22 protein-coding genes are annotated in these 26,586 nt (G+C 62.7%); 12 read left to right on the forward strand and 10 right to left on the reverse strand.

The annotated features are described in order from the left end of the window. The first annotated feature begins 458 nt into the window (after positions 1 to 458). The gene (locus IVA95_RS05940; protein ID WP_247509698.1) at positions 459 to 809 is read left to right on the forward strand and encodes a DUF3175 domain-containing protein; all 351 of its coding nucleotides are present in this window, start codon (positions 459 to 461) and stop codon (positions 807 to 809) included. Between the two features lie 181 nt (positions 810 to 990). Here IVA95_RS05940 and IVA95_RS05945 read toward each other — a convergent pair whose 3' ends face one another. Beyond that, positions 991 to 2,961 (reverse strand): HAMP domain-containing methyl-accepting chemotaxis protein, encoded by a 1,971-nt coding sequence (locus tag IVA95_RS05945; RefSeq protein WP_247509699.1) that lies wholly within the window; start codon positions 2,959 to 2,961, stop codon positions 991 to 993. Between the two features lie 514 nt (positions 2,962 to 3,475). Here IVA95_RS05945 and IVA95_RS05950 point away from each other — a divergent pair. The 4 genes from IVA95_RS05950 to IVA95_RS05965 all read left to right on the forward strand — a co-directional run bounded on the left by IVA95_RS05950 (position 3,476) and on the right by IVA95_RS05965 (position 8,471). Beyond that, a complete protein-coding gene (locus IVA95_RS05950; protein WP_161850695.1) occupies positions 3,476 to 3,961 on the forward strand; it encodes a (2Fe-2S)-binding protein in 486 nt (161 codons plus the stop codon). Positions 3,962 to 4,041: 80 nt separating this feature from the next. Beyond that, positions 4,042 to 6,387: a xanthine dehydrogenase family protein molybdopterin-binding subunit gene (locus IVA95_RS05955; RefSeq protein WP_247509667.1), complete on the forward strand. Its 2,346-nt coding sequence runs from the start codon at positions 4,042 to 4,044 to the stop codon at positions 6,385 to 6,387. 13 nt (positions 6,388 to 6,400) lie between these two features. Next, positions 6,401 to 7,201, forward strand: a complete 801-nt coding sequence (locus IVA95_RS05960) for a xanthine dehydrogenase family protein subunit M (protein ID WP_247509668.1) — start codon at positions 6,401 to 6,403, stop codon at positions 7,199 to 7,201. Between the two features lie 157 nt (positions 7,202 to 7,358). Continuing rightward, on the forward strand, positions 7,359 to 8,471 hold the full coding sequence (locus tag IVA95_RS05965; RefSeq protein WP_247509669.1) for a CaiB/BaiF CoA-transferase family protein: 1,113 nt from the start codon (positions 7,359 to 7,361) through the stop codon (positions 8,469 to 8,471). A gap of 268 nt (positions 8,472 to 8,739) precedes the next feature. On the opposite strand, the gene hppD is transcribed toward IVA95_RS05965, so the two are convergent. Further along, positions 8,740 to 9,858: a 4-hydroxyphenylpyruvate dioxygenase gene (gene hppD, locus IVA95_RS05970; protein WP_247509670.1), complete on the reverse strand. Its 1,119-nt coding sequence runs from the start codon at positions 9,856 to 9,858 to the stop codon at positions 8,740 to 8,742. 122 nt (positions 9,859 to 9,980) lie between these two features. On the opposite strand from hppD, the gene IVA95_RS05975 reads away from it, so the two are divergent. Both IVA95_RS05975 and IVA95_RS05980 read left to right on the forward strand, forming a co-directional pair. After that, complete coding sequence (locus tag IVA95_RS05975) at positions 9,981 to 10,448, forward strand: Lrp/AsnC family transcriptional regulator (protein ID WP_247509672.1); 468 nt, start codon at positions 9,981 to 9,983, stop codon at positions 10,446 to 10,448. 213 nt (positions 10,449 to 10,661) lie between these two features. Further along, positions 10,662 to 10,973: a DUF1272 domain-containing protein gene (locus IVA95_RS05980; protein WP_213252635.1), complete on the forward strand. Its 312-nt coding sequence runs from the start codon at positions 10,662 to 10,664 to the stop codon at positions 10,971 to 10,973. A 125-nt stretch (positions 10,974 to 11,098) separates the two neighbouring features. Here IVA95_RS05980 and fahA read toward each other — a convergent pair whose 3' ends face one another. The 5 genes from fahA to IVA95_RS06005 form a co-directional block, all read right to left on the reverse strand. After that, positions 11,099 to 12,370 carry a fumarylacetoacetase gene (gene fahA, locus IVA95_RS05985; RefSeq protein WP_247509674.1) on the reverse strand — a complete coding sequence of 424 codons (1,272 nt, stop codon included), beginning with the start codon at positions 12,368 to 12,370 and terminating at the stop codon, positions 11,099 to 11,101. Positions 12,371 to 12,577: 207 nt separating this feature from the next. Beyond that, entirely contained in the window at positions 12,578 to 13,924 is a 1,347-nt protein-coding gene (gene hmgA, locus IVA95_RS05990) for a homogentisate 1,2-dioxygenase (RefSeq protein ID WP_247509675.1), read from the reverse strand. Between the two features lie 2 nt (positions 13,925 to 13,926). Further along, on the reverse strand, positions 13,927 to 14,883 hold the full coding sequence (locus tag IVA95_RS05995) for an MBL fold metallo-hydrolase (protein ID WP_247509677.1): 957 nt from the start codon (positions 14,881 to 14,883) through the stop codon (positions 13,927 to 13,929). 33 nt (positions 14,884 to 14,916) lie between these two features. Next, a complete protein-coding gene (locus IVA95_RS06000) occupies positions 14,917 to 15,147 on the reverse strand; it encodes a DUF2783 domain-containing protein (protein ID WP_247509678.1) in 231 nt (76 codons plus the stop codon). Positions 15,148 to 15,156: 9 nt separating this feature from the next. Continuing rightward, on the reverse strand, positions 15,157 to 16,770 hold the full coding sequence (locus IVA95_RS06005; protein ID WP_247509679.1) for an FAD-dependent oxidoreductase: 1,614 nt from the start codon (positions 16,768 to 16,770) through the stop codon (positions 15,157 to 15,159). A gap of 136 nt (positions 16,771 to 16,906) precedes the next feature. Here IVA95_RS06005 and IVA95_RS06010 point away from each other — a divergent pair, with 136 nt between their 5' ends. Next, positions 16,907 to 17,422 carry a MarR family transcriptional regulator gene (locus tag IVA95_RS06010; RefSeq protein ID WP_213252646.1) on the forward strand — a complete coding sequence of 172 codons (516 nt, stop codon included), beginning with the start codon at positions 16,907 to 16,909 and terminating at the stop codon, positions 17,420 to 17,422. 24 nt (positions 17,423 to 17,446) lie between these two features. Here the strand turns inward: IVA95_RS06010 and IVA95_RS06015 are convergent, their stop codons facing one another. The 3 genes from IVA95_RS06015 to IVA95_RS06025 are packed head-to-tail and all read right to left on the reverse strand — an operon-like array spanning position 17,447 to position 19,504. Next, on the reverse strand, positions 17,447 to 17,791 hold the full coding sequence (locus IVA95_RS06015; RefSeq protein WP_247509680.1) for a RidA family protein: 345 nt from the start codon (positions 17,789 to 17,791) through the stop codon (positions 17,447 to 17,449). A gap of 12 nt (positions 17,792 to 17,803) precedes the next feature. Next, entirely contained in the window at positions 17,804 to 18,685 is an 882-nt protein-coding gene (locus IVA95_RS06020) for an NAD(P)-dependent oxidoreductase (RefSeq protein WP_247509681.1), read from the reverse strand. A gap of 12 nt (positions 18,686 to 18,697) precedes the next feature. Then, the gene (locus IVA95_RS06025; RefSeq protein ID WP_247509682.1) at positions 18,698 to 19,504 is read right to left on the reverse strand and encodes an N-acyl homoserine lactonase family protein; all 807 of its coding nucleotides are present in this window, start codon (positions 19,502 to 19,504) and stop codon (positions 18,698 to 18,700) included. A gap of 515 nt (positions 19,505 to 20,019) precedes the next feature. Between IVA95_RS06025 and IVA95_RS06030 the strand changes: the two genes are divergently transcribed. From IVA95_RS06030 to IVA95_RS06045, 4 genes are all read left to right on the forward strand, one after another. Beyond that, a complete protein-coding gene (locus tag IVA95_RS06030) occupies positions 20,020 to 21,489 on the forward strand; it encodes a caspase family protein (protein ID WP_247509683.1) in 1,470 nt (489 codons plus the stop codon). 148 nt (positions 21,490 to 21,637) lie between these two features. Then, positions 21,638 to 22,312: an OmpA family protein gene (locus IVA95_RS06035; RefSeq protein WP_247509684.1), complete on the forward strand. Its 675-nt coding sequence runs from the start codon at positions 21,638 to 21,640 to the stop codon at positions 22,310 to 22,312. 145 nt (positions 22,313 to 22,457) lie between these two features. Then, positions 22,458 to 23,381 (forward strand): efflux RND transporter periplasmic adaptor subunit, encoded by a 924-nt coding sequence (locus IVA95_RS06040; RefSeq protein ID WP_247509685.1) that lies wholly within the window; start codon positions 22,458 to 22,460, stop codon positions 23,379 to 23,381. Further along, entirely contained in the window at positions 23,381 to 26,530 is a 3,150-nt protein-coding gene (locus IVA95_RS06045; RefSeq protein WP_247509686.1) for an efflux RND transporter permease subunit, read from the forward strand. The genes IVA95_RS06040 and IVA95_RS06045 overlap by 1 nt, the downstream gene beginning before the upstream one ends. Positions 26,531 to 26,586 lie beyond the last annotated feature (56 nt).

Below are 26,586 nucleotides of genomic sequence, written 5' to 3' on the forward strand. Positions count from 1 at the left end.
AACCACAGACCCCATCAGGCCTTGGCAGGGCAAACTCCCAAGGCCTTCGCCGCTACCAAGACCACCGCGATCCAATCAGCGAATTAGTGAACATCGACAGCAATGACGCGGTTGTAGCGACGCGACACACCACCGTCATCCTCCGCGAAGGCGGGGGATCCAGTACGCTGCGGCTCATCGGTTCAATCACTGCTGTCTCTGGGAAACTGGATCATTCGGTCGAGCCGGGCGATGACAGTCCCGTACGATGGGTGGAGCGGAAGCGATACCCACCAATGCCGGTATACGTGATGATGGGTTTCGCTTCGCTCTACCCATCCTACGCAGGCACGCGTTCATGTTCTCGCGACGCATCGCGTCCGAGTTTTGCCATCAACTTCCCGCCCACTTCTTCAGAGGGCGCAGGGAACCGAACAATCGGGCGACCGTTTTCGGCAAAACAGCAATGGAGTCGAAACATGGCCGAACGCCGGAAAACCACACCACGGAAGACCGCAGCCCGGAAGGGCAGTCGCACGACAAAGGGGAAGAAATCATCGCCGAAGCGATGGTCGCAACGCGTGACACAAGAAAGCGACGCGCTCGATCTGAAGCGCGGCGTCTTCAAGCAGACCAGCGCGAAGAAGATCGCGGCATCGCTGAAGCGCTCCGCCGAGCACAGTACGCGCCGCAAGAGCGGCGCCTATCGCTCGGCGTTGTCGATGCTGACCTTCTACATCAACCGCGCCGGCAAGACCTTGCCGAAAACGCAGCGCACGCGGCTGGAGCGCGCGAAGGTGGAGCTGAGGCATCAGTTCGGAAGGGAGTGAGGAGAGCTTCTCGTCACGACCTTCCGATCGTCATACCCCGCGAAAGCGGGGTACCCAGTACGCCGCGGCCTCTCGATTGATAATTACCGTCTCTGGAATACTGGATCGCCCGGTCGAGCCGGGCGAGGACAGCAGTTGGTTGGGTGACGCTTTGCCGACACGGTCACCGACTACAGGCACCTCACGCCGCCCGGATATTCGCCATGAAGCGGTCGAGCTCTTCGCGCAGGCGCGTGCTTTCGCTGGATAGCGTGCGGGCCGAATTCAGCACCTCCCCGGAGGCCGAGCCGGTTTCGGTCGCGCCGCGATTGACGTGCATGACGTTGGCTGCGGCCTCCTGGGTTCCTTGCGCGACGTTCTGAACGCTGCGCGCAATTTCCTGCGTTGCCGCGCTCTGCTGCTCGACGGCGCTGGCGATCGTTGCGGCGATATCCGAGATCCTGCCGATGGTGCCGCCGATCTCCTTGATCGCGGCGACCGATTCCTGCGTCGCGCCCTGCATGCCCGAGATGTGACTGGAAATCTCGTCGGTCGCTTTCGCAGTCTGGCTGGCGAGCGATTTGACTTCGGATGCAACCACTGCAAAGCCGCGGCCGGCATCGCCCGCGCGGGCGGCCTCGATGGTGGCGTTCAGTGCCAAAAGGTTGGTCTGCTCGGCAATCGCCGTGATCAGCTTGACCACGTCGCCGATCTCCTGCGCGGCACGCGACAGCTTGCCGATCCGCCCGTCGGTCTGTTCGGCCTGACGAACGGCGGCCTCTGCAATCTGGCTGGATTCCTTGACGCGCCGCCCGATCTCGTCGACGGAAGCCGACAGTTCCTCGGTCGCGGACGCCACCGATTGCATGTTGCTGGAGGCTTCTTCCGAGGCGCCGGCGACCTGGTTCGAGAGGCTCTGGGTGGTCTCCGCTGTCCGTGTGAGTTTGCCGGCGGCGGATTCGAGCTGCACGGCCGAGGACGACACGTTGGAGACGATAGCGCCGACCGCGGTTTCGAATTCGTCGGCGAAGCGAATAAGTTCGGCGCGGCGCGCGGCACTCGCCGCCTTGTTCTGCGCTTCCTGGGTCGCGGCGTCGCGCTCGGCGCGGGCGATCGCCTGCACCTTGAACTCCTCGACCGCGCTTGCCATTTCGCCCAGTTCGTCCTTGCGGCCGAGGCCGGGCAGCACGACTTCGAAATTGCCGGCGGCGAGTTCGCGCATGGCATTGCACATCGCAATCATCGGCCGGGAAATACCTTTGCCGAGGAAAAAGGCCCAGACACAGCCGAGCAGAAAGCCACCGGCGGCCAGGATCAGGATCAGCCGTTCGGTCTCGCCGATGGTCGCATCCGATTCAGCCTCTAACCGCTTCTGATCGGCCAAGAGATCCGACTTCATCGCCGCCGAGCCCTTGTTGATCGCGGCGGCCGATTCCGTCATTTCCAGCGTCAGCTCGTCGATCTCCTTGGAATTGTCGACCAGCTTGGCGAGCGACTTCTGGTATTCTTCCAGAAGACTCGAAATCTCCTGGACCCCTTGGCGAATCTTGTCGTTGTTCACGGGGATCGCCTTCAACGAGTTGCCGAGAAATTTCAACCGCGCGAGTGCGCTGGATGCGACCGTTTTGTCCGAGTTGATAACGAACGTGTTGGCTAGCCCCACCACGGCCTGAAACTCATCGGCCACTTTTTTTGCGCTGAAGGTGACCGCCTGAAGCTCGGATTCCTCGGCGTCACTGGGGAGATCGTCGAGTTTGTAATAGAGCGACTGGCCGCTGCGCATCAGTTGGTTCTGCGCGATCCGCGCGCTCTCGTCCTTGACCTTGAGGATGTCGGCAAAGATCTTGGTGAAGGCGCGGAATTCCCGTTCCAGTTTTGCGACCTGCTCGAGCCGTGTCGGATTGGTGGTGCTCTTCATCGAGGCGATGATCGCTTCCTTCAGGTTGGCTTCGGCTGCCAGAGCCGCCTTGCCATCCTCTTCCTTTCCGGTCGCCACGAAATAGCGGGCGAGCGACCGGTAGGAAATCAGCTCGCGATCGATGTCTCGCGACAGGTTCGCCTCCAGCACGCTGCGCCGGTAGGACTCCACGCCGGCCGAGACCCGCTCGAACCCGAGATAGGCGAACCCCATGCTGGCGGCCGAAATCGCCAGCACGACGGCAAAGCCGAGCATGATCTTGGCGCGGAACCGCAGGGTCGGGAGCTTGAAAGACGAGCCGCCACGCTTCAAAAATCGCACGTCACACCCCGTTTTCGTTCTGAAAGACAGGCATCGGAGGCCCTGCCCCCGATCCGGTGCGCAAAGTTAAGGCAGAATGGATAAGGGCGGGTAAATCCGGGCAAAACTTGCAAGGGGTGCTGGGGTGACCGCTCTCTTATCCTCCCCTAGAGGGGGAGGGTCCGCTCACATGGGGCGCAGCGAAATGTGAGACGGGGTGGGGTGATCTCTCCACTCGAGCACTGAACGTGAGGTGAGACCGTCACCCCACCCCGCCACGCATCTTACGATGCATGACGACCCTCCCCCTCCAGGGGAGGGTAGAAAAACTCGCGTCGAGAGTCTTCTTCTGCGCGCGCACGCTACGCGAATGTCATCACAATGACAGGGCCGACCAAAATCCTAGTTGCAAGTTCCTTCGCCGCTGTTTCTAATTGGAATAATTATAAAACATCGGGAGGTACCACGCGTGTCTACAGTCAAGCTGACGGTAAACGGCAAGGCCGTCTCGGCCGAGGTCGAAGACCGGACCCTTCTCGTCCATCTCCTTCGCGACCATTTGAACCTGACCGGCACGCATGTCGGCTGCGACACCAGCCAGTGCGGCGCCTGCGTCGTCCATATCGACGGCCGGGCGGTGAAATCCTGCACCGTGCTGGCCGGCCAAGCCGCCGGCTCCAGCGTCACCACGATCGAGGGCATCGCCAAGGGCGACGAGCTTCACCCGATGCAGGCGGCATTCCGCGACAATCACGGCCTGCAGTGCGGTTACTGCACCCCGGGCATGATCATGTCGGCGATCGATATTGTGCACCGCCATAGCGGCCAGCTCGATGAGGAAACCGTCCGGCAGGAGCTGGAAGGCAACATCTGCCGCTGCACCGGCTACCACAACATCGTCAAGGCGGTGCTCGATGCAGCCGGACGCATGAAGGTCGCGCAGGCGGCGGAGTAGCGCAGCGGACGGCAATTTGAATTCAGGGCCGCGTTTCGAAAAGAAGCAGCGGAAACAACAATTCCGGTCGGGAGGACACAATGGGCGTTGAAGGCATTGGCGCAAGCGTCGTGCGCAAGGAAGATCGCCGTTTCATCACAGGCAAGGGCCGTTACGTCGACGATATCAAGCTGGCGGGGATGACCCACGCACACTTCATCCGCAGCCCGCATGCACATGCGAAGATCAAGAGCATCGACACGTCAGAGGCGATGAAGATGCCGGGCGTGGTCGGTGTGCTGACCGGCCAGCAGATCGTCGACGACAAGATCGGCAATCTGATCTGCGGCTGGGCGATTACCTCCAAGGATGGCACCGGCATGAAGATGGGCGCATGGCCGGCGATGGCGCCGGAGACCGTACGCTTCGTCGGCCAGGCGGTCGCGGTGGTGATCGCCGAGACCAAGAACCAGGCCCGCGACGCGGCTGAAGCCGTGATCGTCAACTATGAGGAACTACCCGCCGTTCCGGACATCCGCGCCGCGATCGCGCCGGGTGCGCCGCAACTGCACCCGGAAGCCCCCGGCAACGTGATCTACGACTGGACCATCGGCGATGAAGGCGCAACCGATGCCGCGTTCAAATCAGCAGCCAACGTCGTCTCGCTCGACATCACCAACAACCGCCTGGTGCCGAACGCGATGGAGCCGCGCGCGGCGATCGCGGAATATAACGAGCCCGAGGAGCATTTTACGCTCTACACGACATCGCAGAATCCGCATGTCGCTCGCCTCGTGCTGTCGGCGTTCTACAATATCGCGCAGGAGCACAAACTGCGGGTAGTAGCGCCCGACGTCGGCGGCGGCTTCGGCTCAAAAATCTTCATTTATCCTGAGGAGATGGTGGCGCTGTGGGCGTCCAAGAAGGTCGGTCGTCCGGTGAAGTGGACCGGCGACCGTACTGAGGCCTTCCTGACCGACGCGCATGGTCGCGATCACCTCACCAAGGCTGAGATGGCGTTCGACAAGGACAACAAGGTTACCGGCGTGCGCGTCAAGACCTACGCAAACCTCGGCGCCTATATGTCGCTGTTCTCATCCTCGGTGCCGACCTATCTCTATGCGACGCTGCTGTCGGGCCAGTACAACATTCCCAACATCTTCGCCGAAGTGATCAGCGTCTACACCAACACCGTTCCGGTCGACGCCTATCGCGGCGCGGGCCGGCCCGAAGCAAGCTTTGTGGTGGAACGGCTGATGGAGACGGCGGCACGGCAGTTGAACGTTGATCCGACGGAATTGCGTAAGAAGAACTTTATCACGCAATTCCCGCACCAGACTCCTGTCATCATGGCCTACGACATCGGCGACTTCCACGCTTCGCTCGATGCCGCGATGAAGGCGATCGACTACGCCGGCTTCCCTGCCCGCAAGGTGAAAGCGAAGTCCGAGGGCAAGCTGCGCGGCATTGGCATCTCCTGCTACATCGAGGCCTGCGGCATCGCGCCCTCAAAGGCGGTCGGCAGCTTGGGTGCCGGCGTCGGCCTGTGGGAATCGGCGGAGGTGCGGGTCAATCCGGTCGGCACCATCGAAGTCCTGACGGGCTCGCACAGCCACGGCCAGGGTCATGAGACCACCTTCTGCCAGCTCATCGCCGAACGCCTGGGCATTCCGATCAGCCAGGTGCAGATCGTCCATGGCGATACCGACAAGGTGCAGTTCGGCATGGGCACCTATGGTTCGCGCTCGGCGGCCGTCGGCCTCACCGCGATCCTGAAGGCGATGGAAAAGGTCGAAGCCAAGGCCAAGAAGATCGCGGCCCATCAACTCGAGGCATCGGAAAACGACATCGTCATCGAGAACGGCGAGTTCAAGGTCGCCGGCACCGACAAGTCGTTGGCGCTGCCGATGGTCGCGCTCGCCGCCTACACCGCGCACAATTTGCCTGATGGCATGGAGCCAGGCTTGAAGGAAGGCGCGTTCTACGACCCGACCAACTTCACCTTCCCGGCCGGCGCCTATATCTGCGAAATGGAAGTCGATGCCGCTACCGGCAAGAGCACCTTCGTCAACTTCGTGGCGGCGGATGATTTCGGGCGGCTGATCAACCCGATGATCGTCGAAGGCCAGGTCCATGGTGGCCTTGCCCAGGGTATCGGTCAGGCGTTGCTGGAAAACACGGTGTACGATTCATCGGGCCAGCTTCTAACGGCCACGTTCATGGATTACGCCATGCCGCGCGCGGACGACCTGCCCTCGTTCAAGCTCTCGCACACCACGACGCTCTGTCCGGGCAATCCGCTCGGCGTTAAGGGCTGCGGCGAGGCCGGCGCGATCGGCGCATCCGCCGCCGTCATCAACGCCATCACGGATGCGATCGGCAACAACAAACTCGAAATGCCGGCGACGCCCGACCGCGTCTGGCACGCCATCCACGGCAACGCGTAAGAGGAGCACAGTCATGTACCAGACAACCTACCACCGCCCCTCCTCGGTCGATGAAGCCGCTGCGATCTTTGCCAAGGGTTCAGATTCGAAATATCTGGCCGGCGGCCACACGCTGATCCCTGTCATGAAGCAGCGGCTGGCCTCGCCATCCGACGTGATCGATCTCGGCAAGATCAAGGAGCTGGTCGGCATCGAAGCCTCGGGCGACACGCTGACGATCAAGGCGGCCACGACCTATTTCGACATCATGCAAAGCGCCGACGTGAAAAAGTCGATCCCGGCGATCGCCTACCTCACCTCCATACTCGGCGACCCCGCCGTGCGCTATCGCGGCACCATCGGCGGCTCGATCGCCAACAACGACCCGGCGGCGGATTTTCCCGCAGCCCTGGTTTCGCTTGGCGCGACGGTGAAGACCAACAAGCGTTCGATCGTGGCGGACGACTTCTTCAAGGGCCTGTTCACGACGGCGCTCGAGGACGGCGAGATCATCACCGCCGTGTCATTCCCGATCCCGGCAAAAGCGGGCTACGCCAAGATGCGGCACCCAGCGTCGCGTTTCGCGCTGACCGGCGTGTTCGTGACCAGGACCAAGGCGGGTGACGTCAGGGTAGCTGCCACAGGCGCGTCGCAGAACGGCGTCATGCGGGTGCCGGCGATCGAGACGGCGCTGCAAGCGAACTGGTCGGCGGGCGCGCTCGACAACGTCAAGGTTTCAGATGATGGCATGATCAGCGATATTCACGGCACGTCTGATTATCGCGCGAACCTGGTGAAGGTGATGGCACAACGTGCCGTGGACGCCGCGGGCTGATAGCGCCTGAACACAACATGCGAGCGGCGCGCAGCGATGCGCGCCGCTTTCGCATTTTTGGTCCAATTCTCGGCAAAAGAGGCTTGCCACGCCCTCGCTTCGGCGGGACAATTTAGCTAATCAACTAATTAAGACGTTCCATTGGGAGAGAAAACAAGTGCTCGACAAACCAGCCACCCAATCCGCCACCCGCACCTCCGGTCCGCTCACAGGCTTCCGCATCGTCGAATTCGCCGGCATCGGCCCGGGCCCGTTCGCCTGCATGATGCTGGCCGACATGGGCGCCGAAGTCGTGACGCTCGATCGCGTCGGCGCGAAGAAGAATTTGAAGTCGGTGGCGGGGCGCGGCCGGAAAGTGGTCGAGCTCGACCTCAAGGACAAGGCCGCGGTCGCGCAGGTGCTCGATCTGCTCGCGAATGCCGACGCGCTGATAGAGGGTTTTCGTCCCGGCGTGATGGAGCGGCTGGGGCTCGGACCTGATGTCGTGATGGCGCGCAATCCGCGCCTGGTGTTCGGCCGCATGACCGGCTGGGGCCAAGAGGGCCCGCTGGCGCACGCTGCCGGCCATGACATCAACTACATCTCGGTTACCGGCGCGCTCGCGGCGATCGGCACCAAGGAAAAGCCGGTGCCGCCGCTCAATCTTGTCGGCGATTTCGGCGGCGGCGCGCTCTATCTCGTGGTTGGCGTGCTGGCGGCGCTTCTGGAAGCGTCAAAATCCGGCAAGGGCCAGGTGGTCGACGCCGCGATGTGCGACGGCGCGGCGTCGCTGATGTCGATGTTCTTCGACATGACCGCGATCGGCCGCTGGGTCGAAGGCCGCGAGCAGAACTTCCTCGATGGCGGCGCGCATTTCTACGGCGTCTACGAATGCGCCTGCGGCAACTTCATTTCGATCGGCTCGATCGAACCGCAGTTCTATGCGCTGCTGCGCCAGCATGCTGGCCTCACCGAGGCCGATTTCGACGCGCAGATGGACCGCAAGGCCTGGCCGGCGCTGAAGCAAAAGCTGACCAAGGTCTTCAAGAGCAAGACGCGCGAAGACTGGTGCAAAATCATGGAAGGCACCGACATCTGCTTCGCGCCGATCCTGACCATGGCGGAAGCGCCGAAACATCCGCACATGGCGGCGCGAAAGATTTTCGTCGAGCGCCACGGCGTGACCCAGCCGGCGCCCGCGCCACGCTTCTCGCGGACGCCGTCGGCGATCCGGGATGCGGAGAAGGCGGAGCTCGCTGAATTGGCTGATACGTGGAAGGCGGGTCGATAACCTCGCAGGTCTCGTGCCCCGGACGCAGTGCAGCGCAACGCGATGCGCTGCAGAGCCGGGGCCTACGGCGAGATGGGTCCCGGCTCTGCGCAGCAGCGTACCGGACGATGCTTCGCATCGCCGGGAGCACGCTGCAGTGCGTCCGGGACACGAGGATTCAGAAGGCGGTGGGTGGTTGCATCGTCATTGCGAGGAGCGCAGCGACGAAGCAATCCATTCCTCCGCTTGCGGCACGATGGATTGCTTCGCTTTTGCTCGCAATGACGGGCTACGCCGCGTTGTCCACCTTCAACACACCCCGTCGAATCTGATCCTCCTCGATCGATTCGAACAGCGCCTTGAAGTTGCCCTCGCCGAACCCGTCGTCGCCCTTGCGCTGGATGAACTCGAAGAAGATCGGCCCTATCGCGTTTGCGGAAAAGATCTGCAACAGCACTTTGGTGTGGCCACCGTCGACGACGCCCTCGCCGTCAATGAGAATGCCGTCGCGCTGCAGGCGGGCGACGTCCTCGCCGTGCTGCGGCAGGCGCGCGTCGATCTTCTCGAAATAGGTATCCGGCGGCGACGGCATGAACGGCAATCCTGCCTCGCGCAGCGTCTCGACAGTGCGGTAGATATCCCGTGCGCCGCAGGCGATGTGCTGGATGCCCTCGCCGCGATAGATGTTGAGATATTCCTCGATCTGTCCGGAATCACCTGCATCCTCGTTGATCGGGATCCGGATCTTGCCGTCCGGGCTGGTCAGCGCACGCGAGAACAGGCCGGACGCCCGGCCCTCGATGTCGAAGAAGCGAATCTGGCGGAAGTTGAACAGCTTTTCGTAGAAGCCGGTCCAGACGTCCATGCGGCCGCGTTGGACATTGTGAGTGAGGTGATCGATGTAGTAGAGCCCGGCACCGTCGGGACGCGGATCGCGCGCACCCAGCCATTCGAACTCGATATCGTAAGCCGAGCCCTTTGCGCCGTAGCGATCGACGAAATAGAGCAGGCTGCCGCCGATGCCCTTGATGGCGGGAACGTCGAGCGTCTTCTGCGCCGAAGATATGTCCGCCGGCTCCGCGCCGAGCGAGAGCGCCCGCTCGTAGGCCTGCTTCGCATCGACCACGCGAAACGCCATCGACGGCGCGCACGGCCCGTGCGCGGCGACGAAGCCGTGGCCATGGGTATCAGGCTCCTCGTTGACGAGGTAGTTGATGTCGCCCTGGCGATAGACCGTGATCTTTTTCGTCCTGTGGCGGGCGACCGGCGCGTAGCCCATCAGCTTGAACAGCGCGTGCAGCTCTTCGGGCTTCGGATGGGCGTATTCGACGAACTCAAAACCGTCGGTGCCCATCGGATTGTCGGCGCTGATGGTGGCGGCCGGCGCGTCATGCGGAAACGGACCCATGGCGAATCTCCCGTAAATTGATCTGGATCAATATCGGGCGAAACCGACGCAAAGTGCATGCAAACGGTCCCGCATCGGGCTATTGTGACGCACGGACTGTGCATAGAACCGGTGGTCTGCGCATGATTTCGACAGATGCCTTCGATCTCAAAATACTGGCCGCGCTCCAGGACGATGGCCGGCTGACCAACCAGCAGCTTGCCGACCTCGTCGGCCTGTCCGCCTCGCAATGCTCGCGGCGGCGGATGCGGCTGGAGGAAGAAAAGGTGATCGCCGGCTATCACGCCGACCTCGCCGGCGAGGCGCTCGGCTTCAACCTGATCGCCTTCGTTCAGATTACGCTGGCGACGCATTCGCCCGACAACGCCAAGAAATTCCGGGACCTGGTCAACCGCGTCGACGACATCCAGGAGGCCTATTCGCTCACTGGCGATGCCGACTACGTGCTGAAAGTCGTGCTGCGCGACCTCAAGGACCTCTCCGACCTCGTCAATAGCGTGCTGATGCCGCACCAGAGCGTCGCGCATGTGCGCTCGTCGGTCGTGCTGGACCGGCTGAAGGAGAGCGCGAAGCTGCCGTTGCGAGGTTAGCATCCGGGCCACATGGTTCGAGACGCGCGGCTTCGCCACGCTCCTCACCATGAGGGGAGAGTAGACCTCATTCTGAGGAGCATCGCAAAGCGATGCGTCTCGAAGGATGAAGCCCCATCATTTTGCCGCATGGCGCAATTCGAGGGAAATTCGTCATTCGCGTTTTCCGGCCGATTTGCGATGATCCGTCCGGCATCACCTCACGAGACGACCATGGCACTGCAACTCCGGCCGAACTGCGAATATTGCGACAAGGACCTGCCGCCGAATGCGATCGACGCGCGAATCTGCTCGTATGAATGTACGTTCTGCGCGGATTGCGTGGAGACCAAGCTGCACAATGTTTGCCCGAACTGCGGCGGCGGTTTTGAGCGGCGGCCGATCCGGCCTGCGACCGAGCGCCGGCCGGGCGTCTGCGTGACCAAGCATCCGCCGTCGGACAAGCGGGTGCATTTGAAGTACCCGCTGGAAGACATCGCGGCGCATTCGGCGAGGCTGAAGGATATCCGGCCTGAGGAGCGCTGAACCATCCGCGTCATTGCGAGCGGAGCGAAGCAATCCATCCCGCCGCAGATGAGGAGAGATGGATTGCTTCGCGTCGCTTCGCTCCTCGCATGACGAGGAGAGGACGTCATTCCACAAAGGACGGCCTACCCCGCCGCCAAAATCGTCCCCTCGACCTCGCCAAAGCCGACGCGGTAGCCGTCGCCCTGGCACCAGCCGCGCATCACCAGCGAGTCGCCATCTTCGAGGAACGATCGCTTCACGCCCTCGGCCAACTCGACCGGCTCGGTGCCGTTCCAGCTTATCTCCAAGAGGCTGCCGCGCTGATCCTTTTCCGGACCGGAGATGGTGCCGGACCCCAAGAGATCGCCGACATTCATGGCGCAGCCAGACGACGCATGGTGCACGAGCTGCTGCGCCGACGACCAGTACATGTATTTGAAATTGGTGCGGCTGATATTTTTCGGCGCGTTCATCGGCGCGGCGCGCAAGTCCGCCTCCAGCGTCATGTCGTAATTGTTCGGCTGCGTCTGCTGCAAGTACGGCAGCGGCTTCGGCTCCTGCACAGGGCCATGAAGACGGAACGGCTCCAGCGCCTCGCGCGTCACCACCCACGGGCTGATTGATGTCGCAAACACCTTGGCCTGGAATGGCCCGAGCGGCACATATTCCCACTGCTGGATGTCGCGCGCGCTCCAGTCGTTCAGAATGACGAAGCCGAAGATCATCTCCTCTGCCTGCTTCTCGGTGAGCATTTCGCCCATCACCGACGGCTGGCCGACCACCACACCCATCTCCAATTCGAAGTCGAGCCGCTTGCACGGCCCGAAACTCGGCACATCAGCGCTCGGCGGCTTCAACTGTCCGCGCGGCCGGCGGACCGGCGTGCCGCTGACGACGACGGTGGAAGCGCGGCCGTTGTAACCGATCGGCATGTGCAGCCAGTTCGGCTGTAGGGCGTTGTCCTTGCCGCGGAACATCACGCCGACATTGGTGGCGTGCTCCTTGGACGAATAAAAATCGGTGTAACCGGAGACCGCGAACGGCATGTGCAGCTTCACGTCCGCCATCGGCACCAGCGCGCGCTGGCGCAAGGCTTCGTTGTCGCGGAGCTCAGGATGATCAGCCCGCAACAGCTCACTGATCCGCGCCCGCGTGCTCGACCAGACCTTTGGCCCCAGCGCCATGAACGGGTTGAGCTGCGGCGCGGCGAACACCGCCGGCTCGACGACATCGAAGCGGCAGTCCTGCGCGAGTTGCCAGAGATCGAGCACGTAGTCGCCAATCGCGACGCCGACACGGGGGGCGAGCCCGGCCTTGGCGGAGAACACGCCGTAGGGGAGATTCTGAATCGGGAAATGCGAATCAGGCGCGACGTCGATGAAGGAGCGGAGCTTGGGGTCGTTGGGATGGGGCATGGTTTTCTCGTGAGGCGCGACGGTGCTTGTCACCCTCCCCTGGAGGGGGAGGGTCGGCTCATATGAGCGCAGCGAAATATGTGTCGGGGTGGGGTGATTTCTCAACTCGGGCACTGTTCAGTGCGGAAAGACCGTCACCCCGCCCCGCTACGCACTCCGCTTCGCTACGTGCGTAGCGACCCTCCCCCTCCAGGGGAGGGTAAGAGACTACGGCTTGTTCGGATCGAACCGCTTCTCAAGTCCTTTCCAGCAATCGGCGTAATCGTCCTGCAGCGTCGCCGACGTCGCCGCGTGCTGGGTTACCCGCTGCGGGAAACGCGTCTCGAACATGAAGGCCATGGTGCCGGTCAGCTTAACCGGCTGCAGCTCGCTGTTGCTGGCGTGATCGAAGGCTTCGCGGTCGGGGCCGTGCGGCAGCATCATGTTGTGCAGCGAGATGCCGCCGGGAACGAAGCCCTGTGGCTTGGCGTCGTAGATGCCGTAGATCAGGCCCATGAACTCCGACATGATGTTCATGTGATACCAGGGCGGGCGGAAGGTGTTTTCAGCGACCGCCCAGCGCTCCGGGAAAATCACGAAATCGATGTTCGCAGTACCCGCGGTTTCCGACGGCGAGGTCAGCACCGTGAAGATCGAGGGATCGGGATGGTCGAAGCTGATGGCGCCGACCGGCGAGAAGGTGCGCAGATCGTATTTGTAGGGTGCGTAATTGCCGTGCCACGCCACCACGTCGATCGGCGAATGCGGCAGCGTGGTCTTGAACAGCGAGCCGCCCCATTTCACGTAGAGTTCGGTCGGCGTGTCCTTGTCCTCGTACGCCGCCACCGGCGTCAGGAAATCGCGCGAATTGGCGAGGCAGTTGGCGCCGATCGGCCCGCGTTCCGGCAGCGTGAACGCGCCGCCGTAATTCTCGCAGAGATAGCCGCGCGCAGGTCCATTCGGAATCTCCACCCGGAATTTCACGCCGCGTGGAATCACTGCGATCTCGCCCGGCTCGATATCGATTCGGCCGAACTCGGTGACGAGGCGCAGATTGCCCTGCTGCGCCACGAACATCATCTCGCCGTCGGCATTGTAGAAATGCTGATCGACCATTGACTTCGTGATGAGATAGACGTGCGCGGCCATGCCGGCCTGGGTGTTGGCATCGCCAGCGGTCGTCATGGTCTGCACGCCCTGCAGGAAAGTCTTGTCTTCCTTCGGGATCGGCGCCGGATCCCAGCGCAGTTGTGCGATCGGCAGTTCGTATTCATGGCAGGGCGCGGTGCGCCACAGCCCGGCATCGACCTTTTCAAAGCGGCCGGAATGCTTCACCGACGGGCGGATGCGGTAGAGCCAGGAGCGCTCATTGCTGCCGCGCGGCGCGGTGAAGGGCGAGCCAGACAATTGCTCGGCATAGAGCCCATAGGCGCAGCGCTGCGGCGAATTGCGGCCCATCGGCAGCGCGCCGGGCAAGGCCTCGGTCTCAAAACTGTTGCCGAAACCGGACATGTAGCCCGGCGTCAGTTGTGCGCTGCTGCGAACGATCTGATCAGGCGAGGTGTTGATATTCATGGTCATCCTCCTCCTTGCAGGGCGGCCCACATTTCCTGGTCGCGCTTGTCGGTCCAGATCACGGGATCGTCGATCCCGGACGCCTCGTCGAATGCGCGCGAGACGTTGAACGGCAAACAGTGCTCGTAGATCGCAAAACTGGAAAACTTCGGGTCCATCACCTCGCGCGTCGCGGCAAAGGTCTCTTTCAGCGTGCGACCTTTGGCGACCGAGCTTTCCGCGGCGCCATACAGCGTGGTGACAAAATCGCGCGTCATCGCGATCGCATCGCGTCCGGTCGAAAGTCCCTTCAGTGCGTCGCCGCGGCCCGGCGCAATCGCCTTCGGGTTGAAGGCGCGGATTTCATTCAGCGTCATCGGCCATTCGCGCAAGTGCGCATCGCCGCAATAGCAGGCCGAGTGATATTCGATGAGATCGCCCGAGAACATCACCTCGGCATCCGGCACCCAGGCCACGATGTCGCCCGACGTATGCCCGGCGCCGAGTTGCATCAGCCGCACCTCGCGCTTGCCGAGATAGATTGACATCTCGCCTTCAAACGTCAGCGTCGGCCAGGTCAGGCCGGGAATGCTCCCCGCATCCTGGAACAGGCGCGGGAAACGGCCATATTCGGAATCCCAATCCTGCTGGCCGCGCTCCTCGATCAGCCGGTAGGTTTCGGCCGAGGCCACGATGCCCTGCGCCTTGTAGGCGGAAGCGCCGAGCACGCGCACCGCGTGATAATGCGACAGCACGACATATTTGATCGGCTTGTCGGTGACGGTGCGAACGCGCTCGATCACTTTATTGGCCATCGCCGGCGTCGCCTGGGCGTCGAACACCAGGCAGCCGTCGTCGCCAATGATGATCGCGGAGTTCGGATCGCCTTCGGCGGTGAACGCGTAAAGATCGGTGCCGATTTCGGAGAAGGTGATCTTCTTCTCCGTGAGATCCGTAGTGGACGCAAAACCTTTGGCCATCGATTCGATTCCTGACTTCGTTTAAGACGCGAATTATTGCTGCTGTTGCTGCTGTTGCTGCTGGCTCGCATCGAGCATGCGCCGGGCGGCGAGCGCAATCGCCTCCTTCAGCACATCGAGGTCGCCGATGTGATTGGCGAGGATGAGAACCAGAGCCGCATCGAGATCGGCGCTTTGCTCGTCGTTAAGCCCACGATGCGCCTCGACGATGGCACGGAACGCGTCATCAGGCTTGGCAAAGTTCGAACTGGTCGACAGCGGCATGACGAAACCTCAGTTGTGGCCGGCGGCACGCGCGAGCGCGGCGTCGAGTGCCGCCCGGGTCGGATGCCGAAAGCGCGCCGCGACGTAGCCATCGGGACGCAGCAGATAGGCCGTGCCAGGCTCGGCGTCGTAGCGCCTAGCAGCAAGACCTGCAGAATCGGCCAGACCGCCTTTGCCGCCAATCCGGATCGTGGCTATTTCTTCAGGCAACTCCGGCGCGACACCATTGCTAAACTCCAGCAGCGTGAACCTCGTTCCCGCCCCGATGAAAGCATCGGTGAGATACATCGGTTCGCCGCCAGCACCTGCTACTGGCGCATCCGGCATCGAGGCGCCGGGACGCGGGCCGCCGCGCCAGGAATCGCCATCAGCGGTCGAGAGCGGCGTTTCATAGATCGAGGGTGTCGAGAGACGACCCGCATTCACCATGCGCTTGCCGAACTCGGTTTCCCTGGCGAGCGACAGCACCGCCTTGCGCAGCCGCGCCTCCTGATGGGAGTTGGGCGCCATGAAGTCGGTCGAGCGAGTGGATTCGCGGATATTCTCATCGGCCGCGGCACTGCGCTCGATATGGTAGCTCTCGAGCAGCGCCTCGGGCGAGGTTCCCCGCAGCACGCGATCGAGTTTCCACGCTAGATTCTCGGCATCCTCGAGCCCGGAATTGGCACCGCGCGCACCGAACGGCGACACCTGATGCGCGGCATCCCCGGCAAAGATCACCCGGCCATGGATAAACTTGTTCATTCGCCGGCACTGGAATTTGTACAGCGAGATCCATTCGAAATCGAACTTGTCGTGGCCCAGCATGCGCGCGATGCGCGGCCGCACGTTCTCCGGCAACTTTTCCACGGCCGGATCGGCATCCCGGCTGAGCTGCAGGTCGATCCGCCAGATGTCATCGGGCTGTTTGTGCAGCAGCGCGGAGCGTCCGGCGTGGAATGGCGGATCGAACCAGAACCAGCGTTCGGTCGGGAACGCCGCAGTCATCTTGACGTCGGCGATCAAAAACTGATCCTCGAACACCTGGCCCGCAAACTCGGCACCCACCATCTTTCGCACCGAGGACCGGGCGCCGTCGCAGGCGATGACGTATTGCGCGTTCAGCCGATAAGGACCGTCCGGTGTCTCAATCGTCAAAGCCACGTGGTCGTTGTGCGGCTCTAGTCCCGTCACCTTGTTGCGCCAGCGCAGGTCGATCTCGGGGAGTTCCTCGACGCGATCAACCAGATAGGCCTCGGCGTAGAATTGCTGCAGGTTGATGAAGGCCGGCCGCTTATGGCCCTCCTCCGGCAGCAGGTTGAACTGGTAAAGCTGGGAATCGCCGTGAAAGATCCTGCCGACGCTCCACACCACGCCCTTGTCGACCATGCGCTGGCCGATGCCGAGCCGGTCCCAGAATTCCAGCGAGCGTTTCGAGAAGCAGATCGCCCGCGAGCCCTCGCCGATCCGGTCGGCATCGTCGAGCAGCACGACCGCTTGCCCCCGCTGCGCCAGATCGATCGCCAGCGATAGCCCGATCGGACCTGCGCCGACCACGACAACAGCGTGTTCCGCAATGTTCGCGCCCGCCCGATCCTGGTCGGGGTGGCGACGATAGCCGAACTGGGTTTTAGTCAGCGCCATGCGGCTCAACCCTGTTACTAGCCAAGGGCCTGCGACCCTGCTAAATTAGTCTCACCTGCAACTATCTTAAACTCCCGGCCGGGTCCGGCGTCAACTCAAATCGAGGCGATTCTTGCCAAAAGCGATGTCAGGCGAAATGGCGGCCGGTCCGCGGGAAGAGAGCGCGCCGAAAAGGGCCGCACGACTGGACCTCTTCAAGTTCGTGCCGTTCCGGCTCAACCGGCTGGCGGCGGAGGTCAGTTCCGCGCTCTCGGCCGAATACGCGGCCCGTTACGGGCTCGATATTCCGGAATGGCGTGTGCTAGCAACCCTCGGCTTCCGCCACGACGCCTGCAGCGCGCAATACATCGCCCACTGCACCCGTACCCACAAATCCACCATCAGCCGTGCCGTCACCTCGCTGATGAAGCGCGAGATTATCGAGCGCGTCGAGAACGCGGACGACCGCCGGGAATTCCGCCTGCAACTGACGCGCAAGGGCGAAGCGCTCTACGAGGAGCTGATCCCGCGCCTGTTGCGCAGGGAACAGGAGATTCTCTCCTGCCTGTCCGCGCAGGAGCGCAAGGATTTCGCGCGGCTGCTGGGGAAGATCGAAGACAGCCTCGACTTGGTGCAGACCAGCGAGGAGGCGGACGCGAAGGAAGCTTACTGACGGGATTGAGCGTTGCGCCGAGGTTCACTTCACGGCTGTCACCACGATCTCCACGATATGCGGTGGCTCGAGTTCGACACCAAGGCAGGCGCGCATTGGCGGATTGTTGATGTCAACCCATTCATCCCAGGCACGGTTCATCTCGCCCTTGCGCTTGATGTCGGTGATGTAGACGATGGCCGAGAGAATCTTGCTCTTGTCCGTCCCGCACAGTGCAAGGCTTTCGTCGATTCGGGCGAGCGCCTTCACGCTCTGCTCATACATCGAGGGGCTGACGGGGTCCGGCGCGACTGCCACCGTGAAAACCAGATCGTCATGAGCGACGGCACGGCTACGGGTGGGCGTAAGCCCGGGAAAACGTTGAATCATGATTGTCTCCGTTTAGCGGCCGCCAATATGTTTCGCGATGACAGGAAAATAACTATTCCCCGAGCCAGCATCGATCGCTTCCTGTAGAATCGTGCCGACCAGCTCGGCGCCGCGGATTTTCAATCCCGCATCGGCCGCCAGCTCCAGCGCATACGACAAATCCTTCAGCGCATATTCGGTCGAGAACGCGCGCTCCGGAAAATTGCCCGGCACGATCGCCTTCATGCCGTGATTGCGTAGCGCAAAACTGTCGGCCGAGCCCTTGGAAAGCGTATCGAGCAACAGCTTTGGGTCGACACCGTTATGCTCCGCGACAGCGACCGCTTCGGCCAGTGCGTTGACAGTCTCGAACAGCACCATGTTGTTGAGAATTTTCGTCACCTGCCCCGCGCCGACGTCGCCGCAATGGGTGACGTCAGTGGCGAAGCAGCGGATCAGCGGCTCGATCCCGGTATAAAGCGCTGGCGTTGCGCCCACCATCACGCTGAGCGTGCCGTCCTGCGCCGCCTGGCGCGTGCGTGCGATCGGCGCGTCCGTCCAGGACGCAGCCTTGGCCTGCAGCAGCTTGGCAAACTCACGGGTCTGGCCGACTGACGATGTACCGAGATCGACGACGACTTGACCGCTGCGGATGTTGTTCAGGATACCGTCGCCCTCGAACACCGCGCGCACATGCTTGGCACTGGGCAGGCAGAGGAACAGCAAGTCGCTTTGCCTGACGACATCGGCGACGGAGGTCGCGGCCTCCGCACCCTCGGCCTGCAACCGCGCCAGCGGCTCCGGCGACAGATCGAACGCAAGCACGCGCCTGCCGCTCTTCTTCACGAGATTGCGGCAGATCGGCTCGCCCATCACGCCGAGACCGATGAAGCCGATCGTGTTGTACGCTGACATCACGACCATCCGCTATTTTGCGAACGAGCGTGATGGCGCCAGGTGCAGCGCGAACGCATCGACTTTGTCGCTGGCGCGCGGGTAAATCTCGCTCACGATCGGATCGTGGCCGGGAATGAAACGGTCGGGATGGCCGGCCAGCCGCTCGACAATCTCCCAGCCCTGCGCCATGTCGCCGACATTGTAGACGATCGGAAACGGGCTGCGCTTGTGCAGATTGGCGTAGTAATGCGCAGCGTCGGACGCCAGCACCACCGGTCCGCGCGCGGTTTCCACGCGCACCACCTGCAGGCCATCGGAATGGCCACCGACGCGATGCACGGTCACGCCGGGCGCGACATCGCCGTCGCCGGAATGAAAAGTGACGCGCTCGCGATAGACGTGGCGCACCATGGTGGTGACGTGCTCGACCGAAAACGGGTGCCGCAGCATGCCATTGCACATGCAGCGCCCGGTCGCATAGCTCATCTCGCGGTCCTGCAGATGAAACCGCGCGTTCGGGAAGCGATCGAGATTGCCGGCATGGTCATAATGCAAATGGGTGACGATCACGTCGCGGATCGTATCGGCGGCAACGCCGAAATCCGCCAGCGCGTCGACCGGATTGAGCGTGAGCTTGCGCGAACGCGCCTTGGCTTCCTCGGCGTTGAAGCCGGTATCGACCAGGATATCGCGGCCGCCGCCTCGGATCAGCCAGACGAAGTAATCCAGATCCTGCGCCGTGGTCTCGTGCGGATCGGGGATCAGAAAATTCAAATGGGGAGTGCGCGGCGACATCGTCGCATAGCGCAGGGCGTAAATTTCGTAGGCGTTTCCCATCGGTGTCGCTTTTCTTTTGTGCTGAACGTTCTGCCGAACTTGGCCGATGCCGGCAGCAAGCCATTGTCATCTGCAAAGGTCAAACGCGGCGCGCGAATGGCAACCGCGTGGCATTGCAGAGCACTATGTGAGAGGAATCACATTTCCATGGTGGCTGTCACTCGCAGGTGACCCGCTCCAGCCCAGCAGCGATGGAGTCGATAGGCCGTGGCGTACAGAACCCGCCTTGGCGGGGGATGACTGTCGCATTAGGACGCGCCGGGTACGGACGAAAGGATGGTTGAGCAGATTGGGAACCGATGCACGGCCCAAGTCACGCCTAAGGTGTTGCCGCCCATCGACGTTATTTATTCCCTTCGTCCACGCGGCGCGGTCGCGGTCAATTGTCGCAATTAGTGACGAGATCGCAAGCGGTTGACGGGCTGAGCGTGCGGTTTGATAATGCCGATAGCGTAGAGTATGGTCGCCACGGCGCAAGCTGGTATCGGCGCCATTTTGGCTGGATCGCCGTCAATATGAAAACCCGCCTTGTATTGCTTCTTTCCCTGATTTTTGCGGTGGCGTCAGTCGCCCCGTCGCTCGCAGCCGGCGAACGTTATGCGCTGGTGATCGGCAACGCGAAATATCCGGACGCCGAGGCGCCCCTGAAGGAGCCGATCAATGATGCGCGTGATATCGCCGAAGAGCTCAAGCGCGACGGTTTCAATGTCGATATCGGCGAGAACCTGACCGGCGAGCAGATGCGCCGCGCCTTCGAGCGGCTGTACGGCAAGATCAAGCCGGGGTCGGTCGCGCTGTTGTTCTTCTCCGGCTTTGGCGTGCAGTCGAGCCGCCAGAGCTACATGATCCCCGTCGATGCGCAGATCTGGACCGAGGCCGACGTTCGCCGCGACGGTTTCAGCCTTGAAACCGTGCTGGGGGAGATCAACAGCCGCGGCGCCGGCGTCAAGATCGCGCTGATCGACGCCTCCAGACGCAATCCGTTCGAGCGCCGGTTCCGCAGCTTTTCCGCCGGCCTCGCACCGGTGATCGCGCCGAACGGCACGCTGGTGATGTATTCGGCCGCGCTTTCGTCGGTTGTTTCCGACAATGGCAGCGACCGCAGCCTGTTTGTGAAAGAGCTGCTGAAGGAAATCCGCACCCCCGATTTGATGGCGGAGGAAACGCTGAACCGCACCCGCGTCGGCGTCACCCGCGCCTCGCGCCAGGAGCAGGTGCCGTGGATCTCGTCGTCGCTGGCGGAGGATTTCTCCTTTATTCCCAGTGGCGGTCCGCGGCCGGCGAGCCCGCCGCCAGCTCCGGTGGCCGCAGCGCCCACTACTCCCGCGCCTGCACCCGCTCCTCCCCCTGCTCCCGCCCCTGCCGCGCCCCAGGTGGCCGCGCCTGCTCCGCCACCGGCGCCGCCAAAGCCGGTTGAAGCCGCGATTCCTCCGCCTCCGCCGCCGGCCAAGCCGTCAGAGAGCCCCAGCCCGACTGCGGTTGCACTGGCCGACGACCCGACCATCAAGAACCTGACCACCAGGCTCAACGACAATCCGGATGACGCCGCCGCGCTGTACCGGCGCGGACAGGTCTATGCGAGCAAGGGCGCCTACGAGCTCGCCATCAAGGACTTCAACAATTCGCTGCGGCTCAATCCGAAGGATGTGGAAGCTTACAATAACCGCTGCTGGGCACGCACGGTGATCGGGGACCTGCAGGCAGCACTGAAGGATTGCAACGAGGCGTTGCGGCTGCGGCCGAATTTCGTCGACGCGCTCGATAGCCGCGGCCTCGTCAACCTGAAAAGCGGCCAGAACAAGAATGCAATTGCTGATTTCGATGCCGCCCTCAAGATCAACCCGAGATTGACGTCGTCGCTGTACGGCCGCGGTCTTGCCAAGAAGCGCAACGGCTCGATTTCGGAAGGCGATCTCGACATTAACAATGCGAAGGCGATGGACCCCAATATCGTCAAGGAATTCGCCGATTACGGGGTGCAGTAACGATTTTTTAGGTAGAAGGCTGGCGGCGCCTCGAACCCTGCGGCGGGCGCCCAGACTAAAGAAAAGCAGCCGGCCGCAAACCAAGGTCCGGCAGCTCATTTGGATGACCTTGGAAACGCGTGGGGAAGCCCGCAGGAGGGGACTGGCAATGGCAAATTTCTCAGCAACGAAAATCCTTACCGCAATCGTCTCGGTTGCGGCGCTCGGCGCAGCAATCGGCTTAAGTGCGGGAACTGCCCTCGCGCAGGAGAGGAACGTTACCGAAGATCAGATCGTCCGCGCTCTGGCGCCGGAGAAGAAGCCGCTCACCCGCGGCCTTTCGGTCGGCCCGCAACAGACCGTCGATCCAACCGCGGCCGCTGCCGAAAGCAAGTTCGTCCAGAAGATCCGCGGCCGCTCCACGCGCTCACTCTCGACCGCCGAGCGCGAAGAAATCGCGGCCATCGTCAAGGACAAGCCGAAGATCGATCTGGAGATCAATTTCGACTACAACTCGGCCGACATCAGCGCGAAGTCGCTGCCGTCGGTTCAGGCGCTCGGCCGCGCGCTCACTAACAATGATCTGAAGGGCTCGACGTTCGTGGTCGCGGGCCACACCGACGCGGCCGGCGGCGAAGCCTACAACCAGGATCTGTCCGAGCGCCGCGCCGACGCGATCAAGCGCTATCTCGTCGACAAATACGGCATCAACGGCACCGATCTCGTCACCGTCGGATACGGCAAGAGCAAGCTCAAGGATCCGAGCCAGCCGATGGCGGAAGTGAACCGCCGCGTTCAGGTCGTCAACATGGAAAACAAGGCCACGGCGAACGCATCCAAGTAAGGGCGTGGCGCCGACCAATAGTTTCCGGCTACAATACGTCCCGCAGCACAAGTGCGGGACGTATTCGTTTTGGGCGCCATGGCTTGTCTTCGGCCGGCCAGATGCTCCCTTTTTGATTTGACTTCCAGTCTGGATTGATCCGGCGATGAAATTCTCCGAATACCTCAAACCTGCGCTCGGAGTGGGCTTCGTTGCTGCTCTCGCCGTGGGCTATTACTGGTTCGAGCACCGTCCGCGCGCGGAAGAAAAGGAAACGCCGGGCCAGGCGCTGGTGATCGTGACCAAATCCACCAATGCCTGCTTTTCCGATATGGTGCGCGTCACCGGCTTCATCGTGCCGCGCCGCGAGGCCCAGATCGGCGTCGATCAGGAAGGCTCCAGAGTCACCGATCTGTTCGTCAAGGAAGGCGATACGGTTACCGAAAATCAGGAGCTGGCGCGCCTTACCGCGCCGCCGCAATTGCCGGGTGCGCCGGGGGGCCGACAAGGGCCGATCTCGCTGCGCGCTCCGGCTGCCGGCCTCGTCACCGAAGTCAGGACGGCGGTCGGCGCGCCGGCTTCGCCGCAGGCGGGCCCGATGTTCCGTATCTCCGTGAACAATGAAATCGAGCTCGAAGCCGAAGTGCCGAGCGTTCACCTGCTCAAGCTCAATCCAGGTGCGACGGTACGCATCAGTCGTGACGATGCGCCCGACGTCGTCGGCAAGGTCCGCCAGATCTCGCCACAGATCGACCGCAACACCCAGCTCGGCAAGGTCCGGATCTCGCTGAACAACAATCCGTCGCTGAAAGTCGGCATGTTTGCCCGCGCCAATATCGACGCCAAGCGCTCCTGCGGCGTCGCCGTCCCGCGCACCGCCATCGACCGCCTAACCCTGCAGGTGGTCAAGGGCAATACCATCGAAACACGAAAAGTACGCGTCGGCCTGACCTCCGAAACCTCCACTGAAATTCTTGAAGGCCTCGACGTGGGCGAAATCGTCGTGGCCGACGCTGGCACCTCGCTACATGACGGCGACCAGGTCAAGACCATGTTCGCCGACGAACTCGAGCGCACGCGGGCACGCTAATGGCTTTGAACATCTCGGCTTGGTCGATCCGGAACCCGCTTCCTTCGATCGTCTTTTCAATCATTCTCCTGGTGCTGGGCTGGGTCAGCTTCACCAAGCTCGCGGTGACGCGGTTGCCGAGCGCCGACATCCCAGTGATCTCGGTCGCGGTCGCGCAATTCGGCGCCGCTCCCGCCGAGCTGGAATCGCAGGTCACCAAGACCATCGAGGACGGCGTCTCCGGCGTCGAGGGCGTGCGGCATATTTCGTCCTCGATTACCGACGGCCTGTCGGTGACGACGATCCAGTTCGCGCTCGAGACCAACACCGATCGCGCGCTCAACGACGTCAAGGATGCCGTCACCCGTGTACGCTCCAACCTGCCGCAGAACGTCAACGAGCCGCTGATCCAGCGCGTCGACGTGATCGGCCTGCCGATCGTCACCTATGCCGCGATCTCGCCGGGCAAGACGCCGGAGCAGCTTTCCTACTTCGTCGACGATGTCGTCAAGCGCGCGCTGCAGGGCGTGCGCGGCGTTGCGCAGGTCGAGCGCATCGGCGGTGTCGAGCGCGAAATCCTCGTTTCACTCGATCCCGATAGGCTGCAGGCGGCGGGGCTCACCGCGGTCAATGTCAGCCAGATCCTTCGCGGCAGCAATGTCGACCTCGCCGGCGGCCGCGCCGAAATCGGCAAGAACGACCAGGCGATCCGCACGCTGGCGGGCGCCAAGACGCTGAACGATCTCGCCGGCACGATGATCCCGCTGTTCGGCGGCGGCGAAGTCCGGCTCGACGACCTCGGCACCGTCACCGACACCATTGCCGATCGCCGGACCTTTGCCCGCTTCAACGGCGAACCGGTGGTGGCGCTCGGCATCAAGCGCTCCAAGGGCGCCAGCGACGTGGTGGTGGCTGAGGCCGTGCAGAAGCGCATCGATGCGCTGAAGGTCGCCCATCCCGACGTCGACCTTAAATTGATCGACACCTCGGTCAACTTCACCAAGGGCAATTACGATGCGGCAATCTCGACCTTGTTTGAGGGCGCGATCCTCGCTGTCATCGTCGTGCTGCTGTTCCTGCGCGATATCAGAGCCACCATCATCGCCGCGATCTCGCTGCCGCTGTCGATCTTCCCGGCGTTTTGGGCGATGGACCTGCTCGGCTTCTCGCTGAATCTGGTCTCCTTCCTCGCCATCACGCTGTCGACGGGTATTCTGGTCGACGATGCCATCGTCGAGATCGAGAACATCGTGCGCCATATGCGGATGGGCAAGTCGCCCTATCGTGCTGCGCTGGAGGCCGCCGACGAAATCGGCCTCGCCGTGATCGCGATCTCGCTGACCATCATCGCGATCTTTGCGCCCGCCAGCTTCATGTCCGGTATCGCCGGGCAGTTCTTCAAGCAGTTCGGCATCACCGTGTCGGTGCAGGTGTTCTTCTCGCTGCTCGCCGCGCGCTTCGTCACGCCGGTGCTCGCCGCCTACTTCCTCAAGGACCACCCGCATGAGGATCCGCCGCCCGGGCGCATCCTGCAGACCTACACCAAACTCGTGACTTGGTCGGTGCGGCACTACTTCATCACGGTTTTGATCGGCTTCGGCGTCTTCGCCGCTTCGATCTGGAGCATCACGCTGTTGCCGCAGGGCTTCCTGCCCGCGCAGGACACCGCGCGCTCGCTGCTGGCGATGGAGCTGCCGCCGGGTTCGCAGCTTGCATATACCGAGAAGGTGACGGAAGAAATCGTCGCCCGTCTGCGCAAGCGTCCCGAGGTGAAGAGCATCTTCGTCGATGGCGGCCGGGTGCCGCCGGGGACGCAGGAAGTCCGGCGCGCCGCGCTGATCATCAACTACACGCCGAAGGCCGATCGCAAGATTACGCAGCGGCAGCTCGAACTCGAGATCGGCCAGGAGCTGGAAAACGTTCCCGATATCCGTTTCTGGTTCCTCGACGAAAACGGCCTGCGCGCGATTTCTCTTGTTGTGACCGGCACCGACAGCAACATTGTCAACAACGTCGCCAGCGAGCTGGCGACGCAGATGAAGCGGATCCCGATCATCGCCAACGTGATCTCAGAAACCGCGCTCGATCGCCCCGAGCTTCGCATCCGGCCTCGCGCCGAACTGGCGGCACGTCTTGGCGTCTCGACGGAGAGCCTATCGCAGACGATTCGTGTCGCCACTATTGGCGATGTCGGTCCGGCACTGGCAAAATTCGACGCCGGCGACCGTCAGGTGCCGATCCGGGTCCAGCTCGAGGACAGTGCGCGCAGCGACCTGCAGATGCTGCAGCAGTTGCGGGTGCCGCTCGGCCAGCGCGGCGAACGCGGCGGCGTGCCGCTGTCTGTCGTCGCCGACATCCAGCTCGATCAGGGCCCGACCAGCATCAACCGCTATGACCGCGAACGACAGGCGACCGTCGCAGCCGACCTCGTCGGCACTGCGGCGCTCGGCGACGCCACCAAGTTGATCTACGATCTTCCGGTCATGAAGAGCCTGCCGAAGGGCGTCAAGGTAAGTCCGTCGGGCGACGCCGAAAGCCTCAACGAATTGTCGGAAGGCTTTGCCACCGCCATCACTGCCGGCCTGATGATGGTCTACGCGGTGCTGGTGCTGTTGTTCGGCACCTTCCTGCAACCGATCACCATCCTGTTCTCGCTGCCGCTCTCGATCGGTGGCGCGATCGCGGCATTGCTGCTGACCGGCAAGCAGCTCACCACGCCGGTGTGGATCGGCATCCTGATGCTGATGGGCATCGTCACCAAGAACGCCATCATGCTGGTCGAATTCGCGACTACGGCGATCCGGGAGGGCAAGAAGCGCGAAGACGCCATGATTGACGCCGGCATGAAGCGCGCGCGCCCGATCGTGATGACGACGATTGCGATGGCGGCGGGCATGATGCCGTCAGCGCTGGCGTTCGGCGCCGGCGGTGAATTCCGCTCGCCTATGGCACTCGCCGTGATCGGCGGCCTGATCTTCTCCACTATCCTGTCGCTGGTGTTCGTGCCCGCGATGTTCATGGTGATGGACGATTTCGGCGCGCTGTGCTGGCGCCTCGGCAAGAAGCTGATCGTCTCCAGCGCCGAGACGGAGGATGCCGGCCACGGACCGGACCATCACAAAGAGCCGCCCGCAAAGGGCCCGCCGGCGATGTCGCCCGCGGCGGAGTAGGAGAGGCAGATTTCCCGTTGTTCGAGGACTCGACAGTCGACCTTTAGGTGTTAAAT

Origin of the sequence: Bradyrhizobium sp. 157 (assembly GCF_023073815.1) — a bacterium.
Classification (GTDB): domain Bacteria; phylum Pseudomonadota; class Alphaproteobacteria; order Rhizobiales; family Xanthobacteraceae; genus Bradyrhizobium.